Origin of the sequence: Dactylosporangium sp. CA-233914, from assembly GCF_050942935.1 — a bacterium.
In the GTDB taxonomy this organism is placed as follows: Bacteria; Actinomycetota; Actinomycetes; order Mycobacteriales; family Micromonosporaceae; genus Dactylosporangium.
Genome location: NZ_CP192030.1, coordinates 1,692,185 through 1,708,807, shown reverse-complemented (window position 1 = coordinate 1,708,807; position 16,623 = coordinate 1,692,185). Strand labels below are relative to the sequence as shown.

Annotated in this window: 21 protein-coding genes and 1 pseudogene; 5 read left to right on the top strand and 17 right to left on the bottom strand. The window is 70.5% G+C overall.

Annotated features, from left to right (window positions below):
• Positions 1 to 54 precede the first annotated feature (54 nt).
• A pseudogene (locus tag ACQPY0_RS07865) lies at positions 55 to 295 on the top strand (transposase); the annotation flags it as partial.
• Here ACQPY0_RS07865 and ACQPY0_RS07860 read toward each other — a convergent pair.
• Positions 238 to 390 (bottom strand): hypothetical protein, encoded by a 153-nt coding sequence (locus ACQPY0_RS07860; protein ID WP_432995936.1) that lies wholly within the window; start codon positions 388 to 390, stop codon positions 238 to 240. The pseudogene ACQPY0_RS07865 and the gene ACQPY0_RS07860 overlap by 58 nt on opposite strands.
• 61 nt (positions 391 to 451) lie before the next feature.
• Here ACQPY0_RS07860 and ACQPY0_RS07855 point away from each other — a divergent pair, with 61 nt between their 5' ends.
• A complete protein-coding gene (locus ACQPY0_RS07855; protein ID WP_432995934.1) occupies positions 452 to 748 on the top strand; it encodes a hypothetical protein in 297 nt (98 codons plus the stop codon).
• A gap of 145 nt (positions 749 to 893) precedes the next feature.
• On the opposite strand, the gene murA is transcribed toward ACQPY0_RS07855, so the two are convergent.
• Positions 894 to 2,177 carry a UDP-N-acetylglucosamine 1-carboxyvinyltransferase gene (gene murA, locus ACQPY0_RS07850; protein ID WP_432986406.1) on the bottom strand — a complete coding sequence of 428 codons (1,284 nt, stop codon included), beginning with the start codon at positions 2,175 to 2,177 and terminating at the stop codon, positions 894 to 896.
• 28 nt (positions 2,178 to 2,205) lie between these two features.
• On the opposite strand from murA, the gene ACQPY0_RS07845 reads away from it, so the two are divergent.
• A complete protein-coding gene (locus ACQPY0_RS07845; protein ID WP_432986404.1) occupies positions 2,206 to 2,778 on the top strand; it encodes a cob(I)yrinic acid a,c-diamide adenosyltransferase in 573 nt (190 codons plus the stop codon).
• A 9-nt stretch (positions 2,779 to 2,787) separates the two neighbouring features.
• On the opposite strand, the gene ACQPY0_RS07840 is transcribed toward ACQPY0_RS07845, so the two are convergent.
• The 10 genes from ACQPY0_RS07840 to ACQPY0_RS07795 all read right to left on the bottom strand — a co-directional run bounded on the left by ACQPY0_RS07840 (position 2,788) and on the right by ACQPY0_RS07795 (position 10,603).
• Entirely contained in the window at positions 2,788 to 3,243 is a 456-nt protein-coding gene (locus tag ACQPY0_RS07840) for a DUF2550 domain-containing protein (protein WP_432986402.1), read from the bottom strand.
• A 16-nt stretch (positions 3,244 to 3,259) separates the two neighbouring features.
• Positions 3,260 to 3,541 carry a F0F1 ATP synthase subunit epsilon gene (locus ACQPY0_RS07835; RefSeq protein ID WP_432986400.1) on the bottom strand — a complete coding sequence of 94 codons (282 nt, stop codon included), beginning with the start codon at positions 3,539 to 3,541 and terminating at the stop codon, positions 3,260 to 3,262.
• Between the two features lie 262 nt (positions 3,542 to 3,803).
• On the bottom strand, positions 3,804 to 5,237 hold the full coding sequence (gene atpD / locus ACQPY0_RS07830; protein WP_432986398.1) for a F0F1 ATP synthase subunit beta: 1,434 nt from the start codon (positions 5,235 to 5,237) through the stop codon (positions 3,804 to 3,806).
• Complete coding sequence (locus tag ACQPY0_RS07825; protein ID WP_432986396.1) at positions 5,237 to 6,163, bottom strand: F0F1 ATP synthase subunit gamma; 927 nt, start codon at positions 6,161 to 6,163, stop codon at positions 5,237 to 5,239. The genes atpD and ACQPY0_RS07825 overlap by 1 nt, the downstream gene beginning before the upstream one ends.
• A gap of 3 nt (positions 6,164 to 6,166) precedes the next feature.
• Positions 6,167 to 7,804, bottom strand: coding sequence for a F0F1 ATP synthase subunit alpha (gene atpA / locus ACQPY0_RS07820; RefSeq protein ID WP_432986394.1), 1,638 nt, complete (start codon positions 7,802 to 7,804; stop codon positions 6,167 to 6,169).
• Between the two features lie 38 nt (positions 7,805 to 7,842).
• Positions 7,843 to 8,661 (bottom strand): F0F1 ATP synthase subunit delta, encoded by an 819-nt coding sequence (locus ACQPY0_RS07815; RefSeq protein ID WP_432986392.1) that lies wholly within the window; start codon positions 8,659 to 8,661, stop codon positions 7,843 to 7,845.
• Positions 8,661 to 9,215, bottom strand: coding sequence for a F0F1 ATP synthase subunit B (locus tag ACQPY0_RS07810; protein WP_432986390.1), 555 nt, complete (start codon positions 9,213 to 9,215; stop codon positions 8,661 to 8,663). The genes ACQPY0_RS07815 and ACQPY0_RS07810 overlap by 1 nt, the downstream gene beginning before the upstream one ends.
• Before the next feature lie 33 nt (positions 9,216 to 9,248).
• Positions 9,249 to 9,470 carry an ATP synthase F0 subunit C gene (gene atpE / locus ACQPY0_RS07805; RefSeq protein ID WP_432986388.1) on the bottom strand — a complete coding sequence of 74 codons (222 nt, stop codon included), beginning with the start codon at positions 9,468 to 9,470 and terminating at the stop codon, positions 9,249 to 9,251.
• Positions 9,471 to 9,577: 107 nt separating this feature from the next.
• Positions 9,578 to 10,354 carry a F0F1 ATP synthase subunit A gene (atpB, locus tag ACQPY0_RS07800; RefSeq protein WP_432986386.1) on the bottom strand — a complete coding sequence of 259 codons (777 nt, stop codon included), beginning with the start codon at positions 10,352 to 10,354 and terminating at the stop codon, positions 9,578 to 9,580.
• A gap of 33 nt (positions 10,355 to 10,387) precedes the next feature.
• Entirely contained in the window at positions 10,388 to 10,603 is a 216-nt protein-coding gene (locus ACQPY0_RS07795) for an AtpZ/AtpI family protein (RefSeq protein ID WP_432986384.1), read from the bottom strand.
• A gap of 235 nt (positions 10,604 to 10,838) precedes the next feature.
• Here ACQPY0_RS07795 and ACQPY0_RS07790 point away from each other — a divergent pair, with 235 nt between their 5' ends.
• On the top strand, positions 10,839 to 11,270 hold the full coding sequence (locus ACQPY0_RS07790; protein ID WP_432986382.1) for a hypothetical protein: 432 nt from the start codon (positions 10,839 to 10,841) through the stop codon (positions 11,268 to 11,270).
• On the opposite strand, the gene ACQPY0_RS07785 is transcribed toward ACQPY0_RS07790, so the two are convergent.
• Both ACQPY0_RS07785 and glyA read right to left on the bottom strand, forming a co-directional pair.
• Positions 11,267 to 11,656 carry a hypothetical protein gene (locus tag ACQPY0_RS07785; RefSeq protein ID WP_432986380.1) on the bottom strand — a complete coding sequence of 130 codons (390 nt, stop codon included), beginning with the start codon at positions 11,654 to 11,656 and terminating at the stop codon, positions 11,267 to 11,269. The genes ACQPY0_RS07790 and ACQPY0_RS07785 overlap by 4 nt on opposite strands.
• Positions 11,653 to 12,903, bottom strand: a complete 1,251-nt coding sequence (gene glyA / locus ACQPY0_RS07780) for a serine hydroxymethyltransferase (RefSeq protein WP_432986378.1) — start codon at positions 12,901 to 12,903, stop codon at positions 11,653 to 11,655. The genes ACQPY0_RS07785 and glyA overlap by 4 nt, the downstream gene beginning before the upstream one ends.
• A 43-nt stretch (positions 12,904 to 12,946) precedes the next feature.
• Between glyA and ACQPY0_RS07775 the strand changes: the two genes are divergently transcribed.
• Positions 12,947 to 14,473, top strand: a complete 1,527-nt coding sequence (locus ACQPY0_RS07775) for an SDR family oxidoreductase (RefSeq protein ID WP_432986376.1) — start codon at positions 12,947 to 12,949, stop codon at positions 14,471 to 14,473.
• A gap of 1 nt (position 14,474) precedes the next feature.
• Here the strand turns inward: ACQPY0_RS07775 and ACQPY0_RS07770 are convergent, their stop codons facing one another.
• The 3 genes from ACQPY0_RS07770 to prmC are packed head-to-tail and all read right to left on the bottom strand — an operon-like array spanning position 14,475 to position 16,610.
• The gene (locus tag ACQPY0_RS07770) at positions 14,475 to 15,047 is read right to left on the bottom strand and encodes a phosphotyrosine protein phosphatase (protein WP_432986373.1); all 573 of its coding nucleotides are present in this window, start codon (positions 15,045 to 15,047) and stop codon (positions 14,475 to 14,477) included.
• A complete protein-coding gene (locus ACQPY0_RS07765; RefSeq protein WP_432986371.1) occupies positions 15,047 to 15,685 on the bottom strand; it encodes an L-threonylcarbamoyladenylate synthase in 639 nt (212 codons plus the stop codon). The genes ACQPY0_RS07770 and ACQPY0_RS07765 overlap by 1 nt, the downstream gene beginning before the upstream one ends.
• Positions 15,686 to 15,740: 55 nt before the next feature.
• The gene (gene prmC, locus ACQPY0_RS07760; RefSeq protein WP_432986369.1) at positions 15,741 to 16,610 is read right to left on the bottom strand and encodes a peptide chain release factor N(5)-glutamine methyltransferase; all 870 of its coding nucleotides are present in this window, start codon (positions 16,608 to 16,610) and stop codon (positions 15,741 to 15,743) included.
• Positions 16,611 to 16,623 lie beyond the last annotated feature (13 nt).

Genomic DNA, 16,623 nt, shown 5'->3' with positions numbered 1-16,623 from the left:
CAGTGTCATCCACGGTCTGCGGTACCAGGGGTTTCGACGTCACACTCAGACCTCGTGACCACAGCAGCGGTGCACCGGCGGCGCGACCGCACCGACAAGCACTGTGCAGTCCTGCAAACCGCTCCTGCCTGTCGGCCGCCGGCCGGGTTGGCCGCCCTCATCGACGAAACGGCAGCTCATCGACGGTATCCGGTGGCGGATGAGGGCCGGGACACCGTGGCGGGACATCCCGGAGTGCTACGGCTCCTGGGCGGCGGCGGCCAGTCTGTTCCGCCGCTGGCAGCGCGACGGGACCCGGGGCACGGATCCTGACCGCGCCTCGTCGCCGGGGTCCCGCAGCGTCGCCTCCCACCCGGCCTGCGCGGCGACCTGGGCGATCCCCGCCTCCATGAGCCCCGCCGTTGACCATATCCGGCTCCGAAACGTGATCAAATGGTGGCAGACTGTCAAGGTGCCTCTGATGTACCTCGCGGGCTGGGCCGCCTCCGCCGGCGTGCTGGCCGCGCTGCTGCTCATCATCCGGCTGCTGAGGTACGGCGCCCCCGCCGCCCCGCCGCCAAGGACCGCCGACTACGGCCTGCTGCGCACGGTCTCGAAAGTGGGCGACCTGGCCTTCGCACGCGAGATACGCGACCGCCTCCGTCACAACGGCGTCCGCGCGACGCTCGCCACGGGCCCCGACGGGATGGTACGAATCCTGGTCTTCGCCGACGAACTGGACCGCGCCCGCCGCCTGATCAACTCGTGACACGGCGCCCAGCACCCGACCCCGCCACGGCCCGCCGGCCGGAGGATGAGTCAAGCCCGACTGACCGCATTTCTCGCCCGACGCGGGTTATATCCGGAAATATCGCGGCGCGCCAGCGCCCCGACATTTCCGGATCCAAGCGGGATCAGAAGTCGAACTGATCGGGCGGCGCGACCGCCCGCTCCACGGCGACCCCGAGCGCCCGCAGATCCGACTCGAAGCTGGGATAGCCCCGGTCGATGTGATGCACGTGGCGCACTTCCGTGATCCCGTCGGCGCAGAGCCCCGCGATCGCCAGCCCCGCCCCGGCGCGGATGTCGGTCGCGGTCACCGGCGCCCCGGAGAGCCGCTCCTTGCCCCGCACGACGGCGTGATGCCCGTCGGTACGGATGTCCGCGCCGAGCCGGGACATCTCGTTGATGAACATGAAGCGCCCGTCGAAGATGTTCTCCGTGATCAGCGCCGAGCCCTCGCTCACCGCCGCCAGCCCCACCGCCATCGGCAGCAGGTCGGTGGCGAACCCGGGGTAGGGCAGGGTCACCACGTCGACGGCCTTCGGGCGGGACGGCATCACCACGCGGAACGAGTCCGCGGCTGTGGTGACCTCGCCGCCGGCCGTGACGACCTTGTCGAGGGCGATCTCCAGGCACGCCGGGTCGATGCCGTGGACGGTCACGTCGCCGCGGGTCATCGCCGCGGCGAAGGCCCACGTGCCGGCCACGATGCGGTCGCCGACGGTGCGGTGCTCGACCGGGCGCAGCTCCGTCACGCCCTGGATGGTCAGCCGGGAGGTGCCGGCGCCCTGGATGTCGGCGCCCATGTCGGTCAGCATCCGGCAGATGTCGACGATCTCCGGCTCGCGGGCGGCGTTGTCGATCTCGGTGCGGCCGCCCGCCAGGACCGCGGCCATGAGCAGGTTCTCGGTCGCGCCGACGCTGGGGAAGTCGAGCCAGATCGTGGCGCCGTGCAGCTTCGGCGCGGTGGCGATGACGAAGCCGTGCTCGCCGGAGATGTCGGCGCCCATCCGGCGCAGGCCCTCGACGTGCATGTCCAGGCCACGGGAGCCGATCGCGTCGCCGCCGGGGTGGGCGACGCGGACGTGGCCGCGGCGGGCCAGCAGCGGGCCGAGCACGCAGATCGAGGCGCGCAGCCGGCGCACCAGGTCGTAGTCGGCCTCGGTGCCGAGCTCCTCGGGCACGTCGATGATGACGCGGTCGCCGTCCTGCTCGACGTCGCAGCCGAGGCGGCGCAGCACCTCGGACATGATGGCGATGTCGGTGATGCGCGGCACGTTCGTCAGCACGCTTCGCCCCGTGGCCAGCAGCGCGGCGGCCATCAGCTTCAGCGCCGAGTTCTTCGCGCCGACCACGGATACGTCCCCGGCGAGCCGGGTCCCGCCCTCAACACGGATCACGTCCACGTCCGTCATCGTAGGGGGATTCCGTACCGTGAAAACCATGGCCATTCACCTCACGCGGATCTACACGAAGACCGGCGACACCGGCACCACGGGACTGGGCGACTTCTCGCGGGTGTCGAAGACCGACCCGCGCCTCGTCGCGTACGCCGACGTTGACGAGGCCAACGCGGCAATCGGCGCCGCGCTGGCGCTGGGCTCGCTTGCCGAGCGGATCGCGGCGGTGCTCCAGGTCGTGCAGAACGACCTCTTCGACGTGGGCGCCGACCTGTGCAACCCGATCTCGGCCGACCCGCCCCACCCGCCGCTGCGCGTCACCGCCGAGCAGGTGACCCGGCTGGAGAACTGGTGTGACGAGTTCAACGCGGAGCTACCCAAGCTGGACTCCTTCATCCTGCCTGGCGGCACCCCGGGCGCCGCGCTGCTGCACGTCGCCCGCACGGTCGCCCGGCGGGCCGAGCGCAGTGCCTGGGCGCTGTGGGAAGTCGACGCGGACCGGACCAACGAGATCGCGCTGCAGTACCTCAACCGCCTGTCCGACCTGCTGTTCATCCTGTGCCGCGCGGCGAACCCGGGCGGCGACGTGAAATGGGTTCCCGGCGGGGAGCGTTAGAAACTCGGCTCAGCCCGCCTTGTAGCGGTAGGGGCGCGTCTCCGGGGTCGGGTCCCCCGGGGGCGCCGCCTCGACCCAGGACAGGAAGCCGGTCAGCGCCCGCTCCGCCATCGCGATCTCGACGGGCGCCTGGCGGCTGACGCACCGCACGATCACCCAGTCCGGCGGCAGCACCAGGAGCTCGGCCGCGTCGGGCGTGCGGCGGCGGTCGACGGCGAGCCCGCGCCGCGACAGGACGCGGCGCGGGCCCGGCCAGAAACTGAAGATGCGATACCACCGCAGATCGTCGCCGGCGAACCGGGCAAGGCCGGCGGACCAGCCGCGGCCGGGAACGATGGTGCTCAGGCGGACGCCGAGCTCGATGGTGCCGCCCAGCCGGGCGATCGCGAGGCGGCGCAGGAACAGCACCGCCAGGGCGGCGAGCAGGATCAGGACCGCGATGCCGATGCCCTCGACGATCCTCACCTGTGCCGCCCGGCCGTCAGTGGGCGGCGGAGGCGGTGGCGGGGGTGCAGCTCTCGGCGAGGACCGTCACGCCGGTGCCGGTGACGGAGATGAACCCGCCGGCCACGTCGTAGGCCAGCTCCTGGCTGCCCTGCTTGATGCGCACCTGCCCCTCCTCGGCGAGCTGACCCAGGAGCGGTTCGTGGCCGTAAAGGACGCCGAGCTCACCCTCGGTGGTGCGCGCGACGACCATGTCGGCGTCGCCGGACCACACCTTCTCCTCGACGGCTACGAGCTCGACGTGCAGCTGCCTCGCCACGCTAGTTACTCCTCGTGTGCGCGATTCGGTTTGGACGAGTCTAGTCAATGATCCGACGCGCCGAGCAGTGGGCCTCACCACGTTGGCACACCTGGTGAACGGCCTCCGCGGCGGCGTGCGCGGAACCTCGGGACGAACACTTCAGAGCGTGACGCATGTCACCGCTCGGCGAAGCGCCTTTGCCGAAAATTTCAAATGTCCACAAGCAGAAGAAAGGCGCGCCACCAGACGGCGACGCGCCCTTCCCGAAGACCGACGAAGGTCAGTCCTTCATCAGCTCGTGCGCCTTCTTCTCGAGGTCCTCGAGGCCGCCACACATGAAGAACGCCTGCTCGGGGAAGTGGTCGTACTCGCCCTCGCTGATCTTCTTGAACGCCTCGATCGTCTCCTTGAGCGGCACGGTCGAGCCCGCCACGCCGGTGAACTGCTCGGCGGCGTAGGTGTTCTGCGACAGGAACCGCTCGATGCGACGGGCGCGGGCGACCGTCACCTTGTCCTCTTCGGACAGCTCGTCCATGCCGAGGATGGCGATGATGTCCTGCAGGTCCTTGTACTTCTGCAGAATCCGCTGCACCTCGCGGGCGACCGTGTAGTGCTCGACGCCGACGAACTCCGGCGCGAGGATGCGCGAGGAGGACGCCAGCGGGTCGACGGCCGGGTAGATGCCCTTGTCCGAGATCGACCGCTCGAGGTTGGTCGTCGCGTCCAGGTGGGCGAACGTGGTGGCCGGCGCCGGGTCGGTGTAGTCGTCGGCGGGCACGTAGATCGCCTGGAGCGAGGTGATGGCCTTGCCCCGCACGGAGGTGATGCGCTCCTGCAGCAGACCCATCTCGTCGGCCAGGGTCGGCTGGTAACCGACGGCGCTCGGCATGCGGCCGAGCAGCGTCGAGACCTCGGAGCCGGCCTGGGTGAACCGGAAGATGTTGTCGATGAAGAGCAGCACCTCCTGGTTCTGCACGTCGCGGAAGTACTCCGCCATGGTCAGCGCGGACAGCGCGACCCGCAGACGGGTGCCCGGCGGCTCGTCCATCTGACCGAAGACCAGCGCGGTCTTGTCCAGGACGCCACCTTCGGCCATCTCCAGGATGAGGTCGTTGCCCTCACGGGTGCGCTCACCCACGCCGGCGAACACCGACGTACCACCGAAGTTGCGGGCAACGCGGGTGATCATCTCCTGGATGAGCACCGTCTTACCCACGCCGGCGCCGCCGAACAGGCCGATCTTGCCACCGCGCACGTAGGGCGCGAGCAGGTCGAGCACCTTGATGCCGGTCTCCAGCATCTCGGTCTTCGGCTCGAGCTCGGCGAACTTGGGCGCCGAGCGGTGGATCTCCCACCGCTCGTTGATCTCCAGCTTCGACTCGTCGGCGTTGAGCACCTCGCCGAGGGCGTTGAACACGTGGCCCTTGGTCACGTCGCCGACCGGCACCGAGATGCCGGCACCGGTGTCGCGCACCTCGGTGCCGCGGACCAGACCGTCGGTGGGCTGCATGGAGATGGCACGCACCATGTTGTCGCCGAGGTGCTGGGCGACCTCGAGCGTCAGCGTCTTGGTGCCCCCGGAGAGGGTCACATCGACGTGGAGCGCGTTGTAGATGTCGGGCATGGCGTCACGCGGGAACTCGGCGTCGACGACCGGGCCGATGACCCGGACCACGCGGCCGACCGCGGTCTTCGTGTCTGCTGGTGCAGTCATCACACATCACTTCCCGCCGCCGCCAGCGCGTTGGCGCCACCGACGATCTCGCTGATTTCCTGGGTGATCGCCGCCTGCCGCGCGGAGTTCATCTCGCGGGTGTACCGCTTGAGCAGGTCGTCGGCGTTGTCGGAGGCGCTCTTCATGGCGCGCCGACGCGCGGCGGACTCGCTGGCCGCCGAGTCCAGCAACGCCGCGAAGATCCGCGTGTTGATGTACTTCGGCAGCAGCGCCTCGAGCAGCACCTCGGCCTCCGGCTCGAACTCGTACGCCGGCAGCGGCCCGCTGACCTCCTGCTCCTCGACCTCCAGCGGTGCGACGATGCGCGCCACGGGGGTCTGGGTCATCAGGGAGCGGAACTGCGTGTGGACCATGTAGAGCTCGTCGATGCCGAGGATGCCGTCCGGGCCCGGGCCGTCGACGGAGTCGTCGGCGCCGTTGACGAAGGCCTGGATGAGCGTCTCGCCGATGTCGGCCGCGTTCTCGTAACGCGGCTGCTCGGAGAAGCCCGTCCAGCTCCCGGCGATCTCGCGGCCGCGGAACCGGTAGTACGCCACACCCTTACGGCCGGCGACGTACAGCGCGACCTGCTTGCCGTCCTGGCGCAGCTTGGCGATCAGCTGCTCCGCGGTGCGCAGCGCGTTGGCGTTGTAGCCGCCGCACAGCCCGCGGTCGCTGGTGACCACGAGCACGCCGGCCCGACGGACCGGGGTGCGCGGCACGAGCAGCGGGTGGTCGATGTTCGCGTTGCTCGCCAGTGCCGTCAGCACGCCCGTGATCGCGTCGGCGTAGGGCAGGGAGGCGGCAACCCGCTCCTGCGCCTTGCCGATGCGGCTCGTGGCGACGAGCTCCTGCGCCTTCGTGATCTTCTTGGTCGACTTGACCGTGCGGATCCTCCGGCGCAGTGCCTGTACCTGACCGGCCATGCGTCAGCCCGACTTCCGGACCTGGCGGGTGACGGTCTCGCGGGACTGCTCGCCCTCGATCGCCTTGGCCGGGGCCTCGTTGACCGTGATGTCGTCGCCCTTTGCCGAGAAGACCTGCTTGAACGAGCTGATCGCGTCGGTCAGGCCGTCGATCGTGCTCTGCTCGAGCTTCTTGGTCTCGGCGATCGCAACCAGCAGCTCCTTGCGGCTGGAGCGCAGGTGCTGCAGGAACTCGCCCTCGAAGCGGCGGATCTCGCCGACCGGGATCGAGTCGAGCTGGCCCGTGGTGCCGGCCCACACCGAGACGATCTCCTCCTCGACCGTGAAGGGCGAGTACTGCGGCTGCTTGAGCAGCTCGACCAGGCGGGCGCCCTTGTCCAGCTGGGCGCGCGAGGCCTTGTCCAGGTCGGAGGCGAACGCGGAGAACGCCTCGAGCTCGCGGTACTGCGCGAGGTCCAGCCGCAGCCGGCCGGCGACGTCCTTCATGCCCTTGACCTGCGCCGAACCACCGACCCGGGAGACCGAGGTGCCGACGTTGATCGCCGGCCGGACGCCCTGGTTGAACAGGTCGGACTCCAGGAAGACCTGGCCGTCGGTGATCGAGATGACGTTGGTCGGGATGTAGGCCGAGATGTCGTTGGCCTTCGTCTCGATGATCGGCAGGCCGGTCATCGAGCCGCCGCCGAGCTCCTCGGAGAGCTTCGCGCAGCGCTCCAGCAGGCGGGAGTGCAGGTAGAAGACGTCACCGGGGTATGCCTCGCGACCCGGCGGGCGGCGCAGCAGCAGCGAGACCGCGCGGTACGCCTCGGCCTGCTTGGTCAGGTCGTCGAAGACGATCAGGACGTGCTTGCCGCCGTACATCCAGTGCTGGCCGATGGCCGAACCGGTGTAGGGGGCGATGTACTTGAAGCCGGCCGGGTCGTCCGCCGGAGAGGCAACGATGGTGGTGTACTCCATCGCGCCCTGCTCCTCCAGCGTCCCCTTGATGGCGGCGATGGTGGTGGCCTTCTGGCCGATGGCGACGTAGATGCAGCGAACCTGCTTCTTCGGGTCGCCGGACTTCCAGTTGTCCCGCTGGTTGATGATCGTGTCCAGCGCGACCGTGGTCTTGCCGGTCTTGCGGTCACCGATGATCAGCTGGCGCTGGCCGCGGCCGATGGCGGTCATGGCGTCGATCGCCTTGATGCCGGTCTGCAGCGGCTCCTTGACCGGCTGGCGGGCCATGACGTTCGGGGCCTGCAGCTCGAGCTCGCGGAAGCCCTCGTCCGCGATGTCGCCGCGGTCGTCGATGGGCTCGCCCAGCGGGTTGACCACGCGGCCGAGGAAGGCGTCGCCGACCGGGACCGAGAGCACGCGGCCGGTCCGCTTGACCTGCTGGCCCTCCTCGATGCCCTCGAACTTGCCGAGGACGACGACGCCGATCTCGCGGACGTCGAGGTTGAGCGAGAGGCCGAGCGTGCCGTCCTCGAACTCGAGCAGCTCGTTGGCCATCGTCGAGGGCAGGCCCTCGACCTGGGCGATACCGTCGCCGGCGTACGAGACGACGCCGACCTCCTCGCGGGAGATCTTTGAGTCAACGGACGAGACGTAGCGCTCGAGTGCGCCCCGAATGTCGTCCGAGGAGATGGTCAGCTCGGCCATCCTCAACCTTCTATCTGGAGTAACAAGCTTCGGGGTAATTACTTCGAGAGCGCTGTCTTGGCCTCGGCGAGACGCCGGGCGACCGTGCCGTCGTAGAGGTCGGCGCCCACCTTGACCCGCACGCCTCCGATGATGCGCGGATCGACGTCGACCTTCAGCGAGACACTCCGACCGTACAGCTCGGCCAGACGGTCGGCCAGGCGCTGCTCCTCGGCGTCGGTCAGCACGACGGCGGTGGTGACGTAGGCCACCGACCGGTCCCGCTTCGCGGCGGCCAGCTCGACCAGGCGGGTGAGCGAGGTTTCGAAGCCGCGACCGCCGAAGCCGGCGACCGCGAGCTGCGCGAGGCTGATCGTGGCCAGCTTGGCCTTGCCCTCGAGCAGGCTCGACACCAGTTCCGTGCGGGCCGCGACGGGCGCGGTCGAGTCGCTCAGAGCCCCGGCGAGTCGCGGGTCACCCGCGACGATCTGGCTGAAGCGGAAGAGCTCGTCCTCCACGTCGGCCAGGTCCCCGCCGCGGTCGGCGCCGGCCAGCAGCGCGTCGACGCCGAGGCGCTCGACGCCGTCGAGCAGCGCGCCCGGCCCGGACCAGCGCCCGGACACCAGCGCGCCGAGCAGTCCGACCGTCTCGGCGCCGACCTTGCCCGACAGGATCGAGCTGATCAGCCCCGCGCGCTCCTCGCCCGGGCGGGCCGGGTCGGCCAGCGCCCGGCGCAGCCGCGGCTCGCGCCGCAGCAGGGCCGCCACCGCGAGAGTCTCGTCGGCGACCTTGGTGATCGCAGCGACGTCAGCGCTCGCCGAGTATCCGGCGAGCTTGTCGGCAGCGGCCCCGTAGGCCTCGCGGTTGATGTTGTCCATCAGCGCCGCCCGGCGACACCGGCCGCGTCGCCGCCGCCCTCGCCGATCTCTGCGAGGAACCGCGCGACCGTGCCACGGCGGCGGGCCTCCTCCTCGAGGGACTCGCCGACGATCCGGCCGGCAAGGTCGACCGCGAGCGAGCCGATCTCCGTCCGCAGCTGGCGAACGATGGTCTGCCGCTCGGTCTGCAGGGCGTCGCGTCCCGCGGCGATGATGCGGTCGCTCTCCTCGCGGGCCTTGGCGAGGATGTCCTCGCGGATGCCGGCGGCGTCGGCGCGCGCCTCGTCACGGATGCGGGCCGCCTCGGTGCGGGCCTCGGCCAACTGCTCCTTGTATTGCTGCAGGAGCCGGTTTGCCTCGGCCTGCGCCTCCTCGGCGCGCTTGATCCCGCCCTCGATCGCGTCGACCCGCGCCCGGAAGGTCTCCTCCATGCGGGGGAAGACGAACTTCATCAGCACGAAGCAGAGGATCGCGAAGGCGATGCCGCCGACGACGATCTCCTGCCAGATCGGGATGATCGGGTTGTGCTCAGCTTCTTCAGCGAAGATCAGCATGGGAAACCTCCCGGGCTTGAATCGGAGGGAGGATTACTTGAACACGAAGCCGAAGGCGATACCCAGCAGGGCGAGCGCCTCGACCACGGCGAAGCCGAGGAACATGTAGGTGCGGGTCAGGCCGGCCGACTCGGGCTGACGGGCGGTCGCCTGGATGTACGACGCGAAGACGATGCCGACACCGATGCCGGGGCCAATCGCGGCGAGACCGTAACCGATGGCGGAAAGGCTACCGGAGACTTCAGCGAGAGCCATTTGTGTTTCCTCCTGGGATCTCGCGTGACCAATTCACGCGGGACAACTGAAAAGGGTGGAGCGAGAACGCTTTCGAGGCTTTGAAGCGGGGGTGGGACGTGCGAGGCTCAGTGCTCCTCGGCGAGGGTGCCCGCGAGGTAGTTGGCCGTCAGGAGCGTGAAGACGTAGGCCTGCAGGGCGGCGATCAGCAACTCGAAGAACGTCAGCATGATCGTCATCGCCCAAGAGACCACCGAGATCGGCTTGATGAAGAGGCTCTCCGCGTTGAGCAGCGCGAAGCCGCCCAGCGTGAACACCAGCAGCAGCATGTGGCCGGCGAACATGTTGGCGAAGAGTCGCAGCGCCAGCGTGACCGGCTGCAGGATGAACGTCTGCAGGGCCTCGATCGGCAGCAGCAGGGGCTGCATGAACCACGGGGCGGGCATCACGGTCGCGTGCTTGAGGTAGCCGAGGAACCCGTGTTTCTTGAAGCCCTGGAACAGGTACAGAACGTAGGTGGACAGCGCCAGCATCAACGGGAAGGCGATGTGAGCCATAGGTGAAACCTGGATGAACGGCACGATCGAGAAGACGTTGCCGACCAGGATGAAGATGAACAGGCTCGCGAGGTAGGGCGCGAAACGCAGCCCCTCGTGGCCGATGACGTCCTTGGCCACGCCCTCGCGCACGAACCCGTAGAGGCTCTCGGCGAGCCACTGGCCCTTGGTGGGCACGATCTTCGGGCTGCGGTAGGCGACCAGGAAGAACACGATCACGATCGCGGCGGCCAACCACAGGAACAGGCTGAACTTGGTCAGCCACGGAGCGGCGTCCACCAACGCGGGTGGGTAGATGTCGTTCACGCTGGGCGGGAAGGGCACCTCCGCCAGAACCTGACCGCTCACCACGTTCCTCTCGATATATAGGTGCCGCCGGGCTCAGGCGCCCAGCCGCTTGACCACCAGATAGATGCCGCCAGCGGCGCCGAGCACGCATCCGATCGCGGTGGCGATCCCGTCCCACTCGAGCCAACGGTCGACGAGCCAGCCGACGAAACCCCACACGGCGATGCCCGAGATGAGGTATCCGACGGCGGCCCAACCCTGGTTGGCTCCGCTCGAACCGGACTGCTTGGGTGTCTGGTTACCGGCCATGACGCGGTGACCATATCAGCCTGCCGGGAGCACCTGTGCATCGACCCCCGCGTGCTCGTCGCGCGGGGGTTCGCTCATCAGGCCGGGGACATCAACCGGCGGCCGTCAACGTTACTACTCCGAATCCTCGCAGAACGTCAACTAGACGACTCATGCGTGAGTGAATGTTGCGCACCGTCACTCCTACCGGGTTAGCTGAAACAGCAGAATAACAGTGGGTACAGGAGTGGTGACCTTGCGCAACGCCGGCATCGCCTTCTTGCTGATCCTCGCGGTGGTCGTCGTCACCAGGACCGGCCGTGACGAGACGCCCCGCCCGACCGCTGGCACGGCCGGATCGGTGTGCTCCATATCACCGCAGCGCGTGACGCAGCGTGATGGAAAGCTGGTCGCCGCCGCGCAGTTCCGTTGCGCCGACCCCGGCCCCGACCGGCTCGTGGTGACCGTCCGGCTGCAGCGCAGCACGGATTCGGGCTGGCAGACCGTGACTGAACAAACGTTCACCGCGGCGAAGGCCGATACGTTGCGCTCCGTGCCGTCGGCCCAGCGCACCCGCCAGGTAACGGCCGCCTGCCAGGCCGGCTCCTATCGCACCCAGGCCGCGTGGACGGTCGACAACGGCCGCGTCAACACCGCGCTGGGCTCCGAGCGCCGGAACCCCTGCTAAACCTCGACGTACGGAATCTTGGCCCGCCACACCCACACGGCGTGCGCGGTCATCCACGCGATCACCGCGACGATGACCGCGACGCCCATCCAGGGCAGCCCCGACCATCCGGTGCTGAGCACGACCCACATCGCCAGGCCGATCAGCGTGAACTTGATGAGATAGGTGGCCAGCGCGACCGGCAGCAGCAGGTGCCGCGCCCGCAGGTCGGTCCAGGCGATGACCAGGCTGGAGACCACGTAGCTCAGGGTGACCAGCGCGACCCCGGCCACGTCGCCGCCGGCCCCCGCCCCGCCGTCGCGCCACAGCGCGATGGGGACGGTGACGACGAGCACGATCGCCATGGCGATCAGCTGGGCGGGCAGATGGGTAAGGCGCTTCTTCATCGGGGTGAAGGATACGCCGGGAAGGACGCGGTGAGCTCGCGCACCTCCTCCCCGACCGGCTCGCCGCGCACCGCGGCCGCGATGAGCGCGGCGATACGCAGCATCTCGGGCTCCTTCATGCCCTGCGTGGTCACCGACGGGGTCCCGACCCGGATGCCCGACGCGGTCATCGGCTTCTCCGGGTCGTACGGAATGGCGTTCTTGTTCAGCGTGATCCCGGCGGCGTCACAGCGCTCCTCCGCCTCGCGGCCGGTGATCCGCAGCGCGCGCAGGTCGACCAGGGCCAGATGGGTGTCGGTACCCCCGGAGACGGGCCGCATCCCCTCCCCCGCCAGCCCCTCGGCGAGCGCCCGCGCGTTGGCGACGACCTGGCGGGCGTAGTCGGCGTAGGCGGGCTGGGCCGCCTCCTTGAGCGCGACCGCCTTCGCCGCGACGGCGTGCATGAGCGGGCCGCCCTGCGTGAACGGGAAGACCGCCTTGTCGATGCGCTGCGCCAGCTTCTCCCGGCACAGGATCATGCCGCCGCGCGGGCCGCGCAGCACCTTGTGCGTGGTGGCGCAGACCACGTCGGCGTGGGGCACCGGCGACGGGATCGCCCCGCCCGCGACCAGGCCGATGAAGTGGGCGGCGTCGACCATGAGGTAGGCGTCGACCTCGTCGGCGATCTCGCGGAAGCGCGCGAAGTCGATCAGGCGTGGATACGCGGTCGCCCCGCAGATGATGAGCTTCGGGCGGTGGGCCAGGGCCAGGTCGCGGACCTCGTCGTAGTCGATGAGCTCGTCGTCCTTGCGCACCGGGTAGCCGACCGTGGCGAACCACTTGCCGGAGAAGTTGACCTTGCTGCCGTGCGTGAGGTGCCCGCCGTGCGGCAGGTCCATCGCGAGCACCGTGTCGCCGGGCATCAGCAGGGCGGCGTAGGCGGCGAGGTTGGCGCTGGACCCGCTGTGCGGCTGCAGGTTGGCGTGCTCGGCGCCGAAGAGCGCCTTGGCCCGGTCGATGGCGAGCGACTCGGCCCGGTCGACCTCGGCGCAGCCGCCGTAGTAGCGGCGCCCGGGGTAACCCTCGGCGTACTTGTTCGTGAGCGTGGAGCCGAGCACCGCCAGAACGGCGGGCGAGGTGAGGTTCTCGCTCGCGATCAGCTGCAGGTCGCCGCGCAGGCGCCTGAGCTCGGCGAGGACGACGTCGGCGATCTCCGGATCGGTGTCCCGCAGGGCCTCGAAGTCGGGCCCCCAGTAGGTCTCGCCCATGAAATGAGTCTAGGGGCCGATTGCGCAGGGTAAGCATGAAGTCATGCGATGTCTCGTGACCGGTGCGACCGGGTACGTCGGCGGCCGGCTGGTGCCGCGACTGCTGGCCGCCGGCCACGACGTGCGGTGCCTGACCCGCGACCCGCGGCGCCTGCGGGACGTGCCCTGGGCCGCACGGGTCGAGATCGTGGAAGGCGATGTGTCCGAAGACGTCGGCCTCGCCGAGGCGATGCGCGGGATCGAGGTGGCGTACTACCTGGTGCACGCCCTGGGCCAGGAGTCGTTCGAGGACGTCGACCGGCTCAGCGCCCTCAACTTCGCCATCGCCTGCGAGGCGGCGGGGGTGGAGCGGATCGTGTACCTCGGCGGCCCCGTTCCGCCGGGCCGGGCTTCGGCCCACCTGCGCTCCCGCGGCGAGGTCGGCGACATCTTCCTGCGCTGTGCGGTGCCGGCGACCGTCCTGCGGGCCGCCGTCATCATCGGCTCGGGCTCGGCGTCGTTCGAGATGCTGCGATACCTCACCGAGCGCCTTCCGGTCATGGTCACCCCGGCCTGGGTCCGCAACCGCATCCAGCCGATCGCGATCCGCGACGTGCTGCGCTACCTGGTCGCCGCCGCGACCGTCTTCCCCCCGCCGGTGAACCGCGCGTTCGACATCGGCGGCCCCGACGTGCTCACCTATGCCGGGCTCATGCAGCAGTACGCCGCGATCGCCGGCCTGCGCCGCCGCATCCTCATCCCGGTGCGCGTCCTGACGCCCTCGCTCTCCTCGCGCTGGGTCGGCCTGGTCACGCCCGTGCCGAACCGCATCGCCCACCCGCTCGTGGGCAGCCTCATCCACGAGGCGGTCTGCACCGAGCACGACATCGCGCACTACGTGCCCGATCCCCACGACGGCCTGACCGGCTTCGACAACGCGGTGCGCCTGGCCCTGCGCCGCATCCGCGACGCCGGGGCCGAGACAAGCTGGGCGAACGCGACGCTGCCGGGCGCGCCGAGCGACCCGCTGCCGAGCGACCCGGCCTGGTCGGGCGGTTCGGTGTACCGCGACGAGCGCGCCCACTACGTCGCCGCCGCGCCGGACGACCTGTGGCGCGTGATCGAGGCGGTCGGCGGGGAGAACGGCTGGTACTCCTGCGCCCTCGCGTGGTCCGTGCGCGGGTGGCTGGACCGGCTGGCCGGCGGCGTGGGACTGCGCCGGGGACGGCGCGATCCCGAGCACCTGCTGGCCGGCGAGGTCGTGGACTTCTGGCGCGTCGAGCAGATCGTCCCCGGCGAGCTGCTGCGCCTGCGCGCGGAGATGAGGATGCCGGGGCACGCCTGGCTGGAGATGCGCGCCGCGGTCGACGAAGAGGGCCGGACGGTGTACGAGCAGCGGCTCGTCTTCCTCCCCCGGGGCCTGGCCGGTCACGTGTACTGGCTGGTCGCGGCCCCGTTCCATCCGCTGGTCTTCGGCCGCATGGCGCGCAACGTCGCCCGCGCCGCCGAGCGACCCGGTCGCGACATGTGGGCCGCGCTGAAGGGCGTGCGGTCCGGCGCCGCGCGCCGCGACATGTCGGATATTTCCTGACTCAGCGGGCGAAAAGCGCCGCGGCCAGCGGCTTCGTGGTCGCGTGGATCTCGTCGGCGACGCGGCTGAAGTACGCGTCGGCGCGCCCCCACGGGTCGTCCAGCTCGTCCGCGGCCCGGGCCGCTCGCCCCGCCCGGGCCGCGTCGGCCAACTCGACGAGGGCGACGCCGCGCGAGTACACGTCCGGCAGTCCCAGCGGCAGGCGGACATCACGGATCAGGCGGCCGAACTCGCCGAAGACGAACGTGCGCGCCGCCGCGTCCGGGCGCAGGGCGACGACGAACTCGACCTGCTCGATGGTCGCGGTCAGCACCAGGTCGGAGGCGTCCACGTGCTCGGTGAGCAGCTTGCGGGCCCGGAACCCGCTCACGTCGCCGCCGCGGGAAAGGACCTGCTTGGCCGCCTGCGGGTCCATCGACTCGCCGGCGTGCCAGCCGCCGGTGCCGGCCCCGTGCACGTAGAGATCGGCGTCCGTGCCGCCCAGCGCGAGCGCGTCGGCGACGAGCAGCCGCTCGGCCATCGGCGACCGGCAGATGTTGCCCATGCAGACGCACAGAACGCTGAACGGCGCCATCAGGACTCGGGCGCGATGAGGTCCGGCACGACCTCGCGGAGCTTCTCCAGCGGGATCGCGCCCGCGCGCAGCACGCGGTGCTCGTCGCCGACGATCGAGATGATCGTGCTGGCGACGGGCTCGGGGCAGGGGCCGCCCTCGAGGTAGACGCTCACGGAGTAGCCGAGCTGCTCCCGCGCCTGCTCCGCCGTCTCGGCCGGCGGCTGCCCGTGCTTGTTGGCCGAGGAGACCGCCATGGGGCCGGTCTCGCGCAGCACCTCCAGCGCGATCGGGTGCAGCGGCATGCGCACCGCCACTGTGCCGTCGGTGCTGCCCAGGTCCCACTGCAGGCTCGGCGCGTGCTCGACGACGATCGTCAGCGCACCCGGCCAGAAGGCGTCGACCAGGTCGCGGGCAGGCTGCGGCAGGCCGAAGACGAGCCCGTCCAGCGTGTGGCGCGAGCCGACCAGCACCGGCACTGGCGTCGTGCGGCCCTTGGCGTTGTTGAGCGCGGTGACGGACCAGGTCTTGAAGGCGTCCGCGCCGATGCCGTACACCGTGTCGGTCGGCATCACGATCAGGTCCCCGCGGCCGACGGCCTCGATCGCGGCGGCGATCCCGCGCTCGCGCTCGGCGAGCACGCTGCAGTCGTAGAGCATCACGAAAGGCTATCCTGCCACCGCAGCGTCGACGACCGGCGGTGCGGGTCACGGGTCAGACCCGCCTGGCCGTGGTGAAGCGCGGCCGGCCGGCCAGGTCGCGATGGTCCACGATCTCGTCGAAGTCCCCGCTCGCGCGCAGCAGCGCCGGCAGCGACTCCCCCTGCGAGTCGTCGTGCTCGATCCCGAGCCGGCCGCCGGGGCGCAGCAGGCGCGCGGCGGTGCGCGCGACCGCCGGCATCAGCTCCAGCCCGTCGTCACCGGCGAAGACCGCCTCGCGCGGGTCGTGCTCGGCCACCTCGACGTCGACGGGCGCCGCGGCCGGCACGTACGGCGGGTTGCACAGCACCAGGTCCACGCCGCCGTCGAGGTCGGCCAGCACCCGTCGGTCGGCGATGTCGCCCTCGGCCACCCGGACTCCGGGCGCGTGCTCGGCCACGTTGCGCCGAAGCCACGAAAGCGCCGCCGGGGAGCGCTCGACGGCGGCGACGGCGGCGGCGGGCCGGTGGGTGGCGAAGGCCACGGCGATCGCGCCGGAGCCGCTGCACAGGTCGGCGACGACGGACGCCGGCTGGCCGAGGGCCCACTCGAGGAGCAGTTCGGTCTCGAAGCGCGGCACGAACACCCCCGGCCCGACCGCCAGTTCGAGGCCGTAGAAGGGCGCGCTGCCGGTCAGGTGCTGCAGCGGTACCCGCTGAGCCCGCCGGGCGACGAGGTCCCCGAAGGCGCGCGCCTGGGCCGGCGTCAGCGCGGCGGCGGTCAGCAGGCGCGAGCGCGGGATGCCGAGCACGTGCGCGGCCAGCAGCTCAGCGTCGACGCGCGGGGAGGCGACGCCGGCCCCGGCGAGGGTCCGGGTCGCGTCCGCGAGGGTCACCGAAAGCGTGGTCAAGTCGCGTTCGGGCGTGTCATCTTCGAGGCGGTGCACCCCATAATCATGG

What these genes read in the sequence shown, in the direction of transcription:
- ACQPY0_RS07860 (WP_432995936.1), bottom strand. Translation starts at nt 390, where the DNA reads ATGGAGGCGGGGATCGCCCAGGTCGCCGCGCAGGCCGGGTGGGAGGCG.
- murA (WP_432986406.1), bottom strand. Translation starts at nt 2,177, where the DNA reads ATGACGGACGTGGACGTGATCCGTGTTGAGGGCGGGACCCGGCTCGCC.
- ACQPY0_RS07845 (WP_432986404.1), top strand. Translation starts at nt 2,206, where the DNA reads ATGGCCATTCACCTCACGCGGATCTACACGAAGACCGGCGACACCGGC.
- atpD (WP_432986398.1), bottom strand. Translation starts at nt 5,237, where the DNA reads ATGACTGCACCAGCAGACACGAAGACCGCGGTCGGCCGCGTGGTCCGG.
- ACQPY0_RS07825 (WP_432986396.1), bottom strand. Translation starts at nt 6,163, where the DNA reads ATGGCCGGTCAGGTACAGGCACTGCGCCGGAGGATCCGCACGGTCAAG.
- atpA (WP_432986394.1), bottom strand. Translation starts at nt 7,804, where the DNA reads ATGGCCGAGCTGACCATCTCCTCGGACGACATTCGGGGCGCACTCGAG.
- ACQPY0_RS07815 (WP_432986392.1), bottom strand. Translation starts at nt 8,661, where the DNA reads ATGGACAACATCAACCGCGAGGCCTACGGGGCCGCTGCCGACAAGCTC.
- ACQPY0_RS07810 (WP_432986390.1), bottom strand. Translation starts at nt 9,215, where the DNA reads ATGCTGATCTTCGCTGAAGAAGCTGAGCACAACCCGATCATCCCGATC.
- atpE (WP_432986388.1), bottom strand. Translation starts at nt 9,470, where the DNA reads ATGGCTCTCGCTGAAGTCTCCGGTAGCCTTTCCGCCATCGGTTACGGT.
- ACQPY0_RS07795 (WP_432986384.1), bottom strand. Translation starts at nt 10,603, where the DNA reads ATGGCCGGTAACCAGACACCCAAGCAGTCCGGTTCGAGCGGAGCCAAC.
- ACQPY0_RS07785 (WP_432986380.1), bottom strand. Translation starts at nt 11,656, where the DNA reads ATGAAGAAGCGCCTTACCCATCTGCCCGCCCAGCTGATCGCCATGGCG.
- glyA (WP_432986378.1), bottom strand. Translation starts at nt 12,903, where the DNA reads ATGGGCGAGACCTACTGGGGGCCCGACTTCGAGGCCCTGCGGGACACC.
- ACQPY0_RS07775 (WP_432986376.1), top strand. Translation starts at nt 12,947, where the DNA reads ATGCGATGTCTCGTGACCGGTGCGACCGGGTACGTCGGCGGCCGGCTG.
- ACQPY0_RS07770 (WP_432986373.1), bottom strand. Translation starts at nt 15,047, where the DNA reads ATGGCGCCGTTCAGCGTTCTGTGCGTCTGCATGGGCAACATCTGCCGG.
- ACQPY0_RS07765 (WP_432986371.1), bottom strand. Translation starts at nt 15,685, where the DNA reads ATGCTCTACGACTGCAGCGTGCTCGCCGAGCGCGAGCGCGGGATCGCC.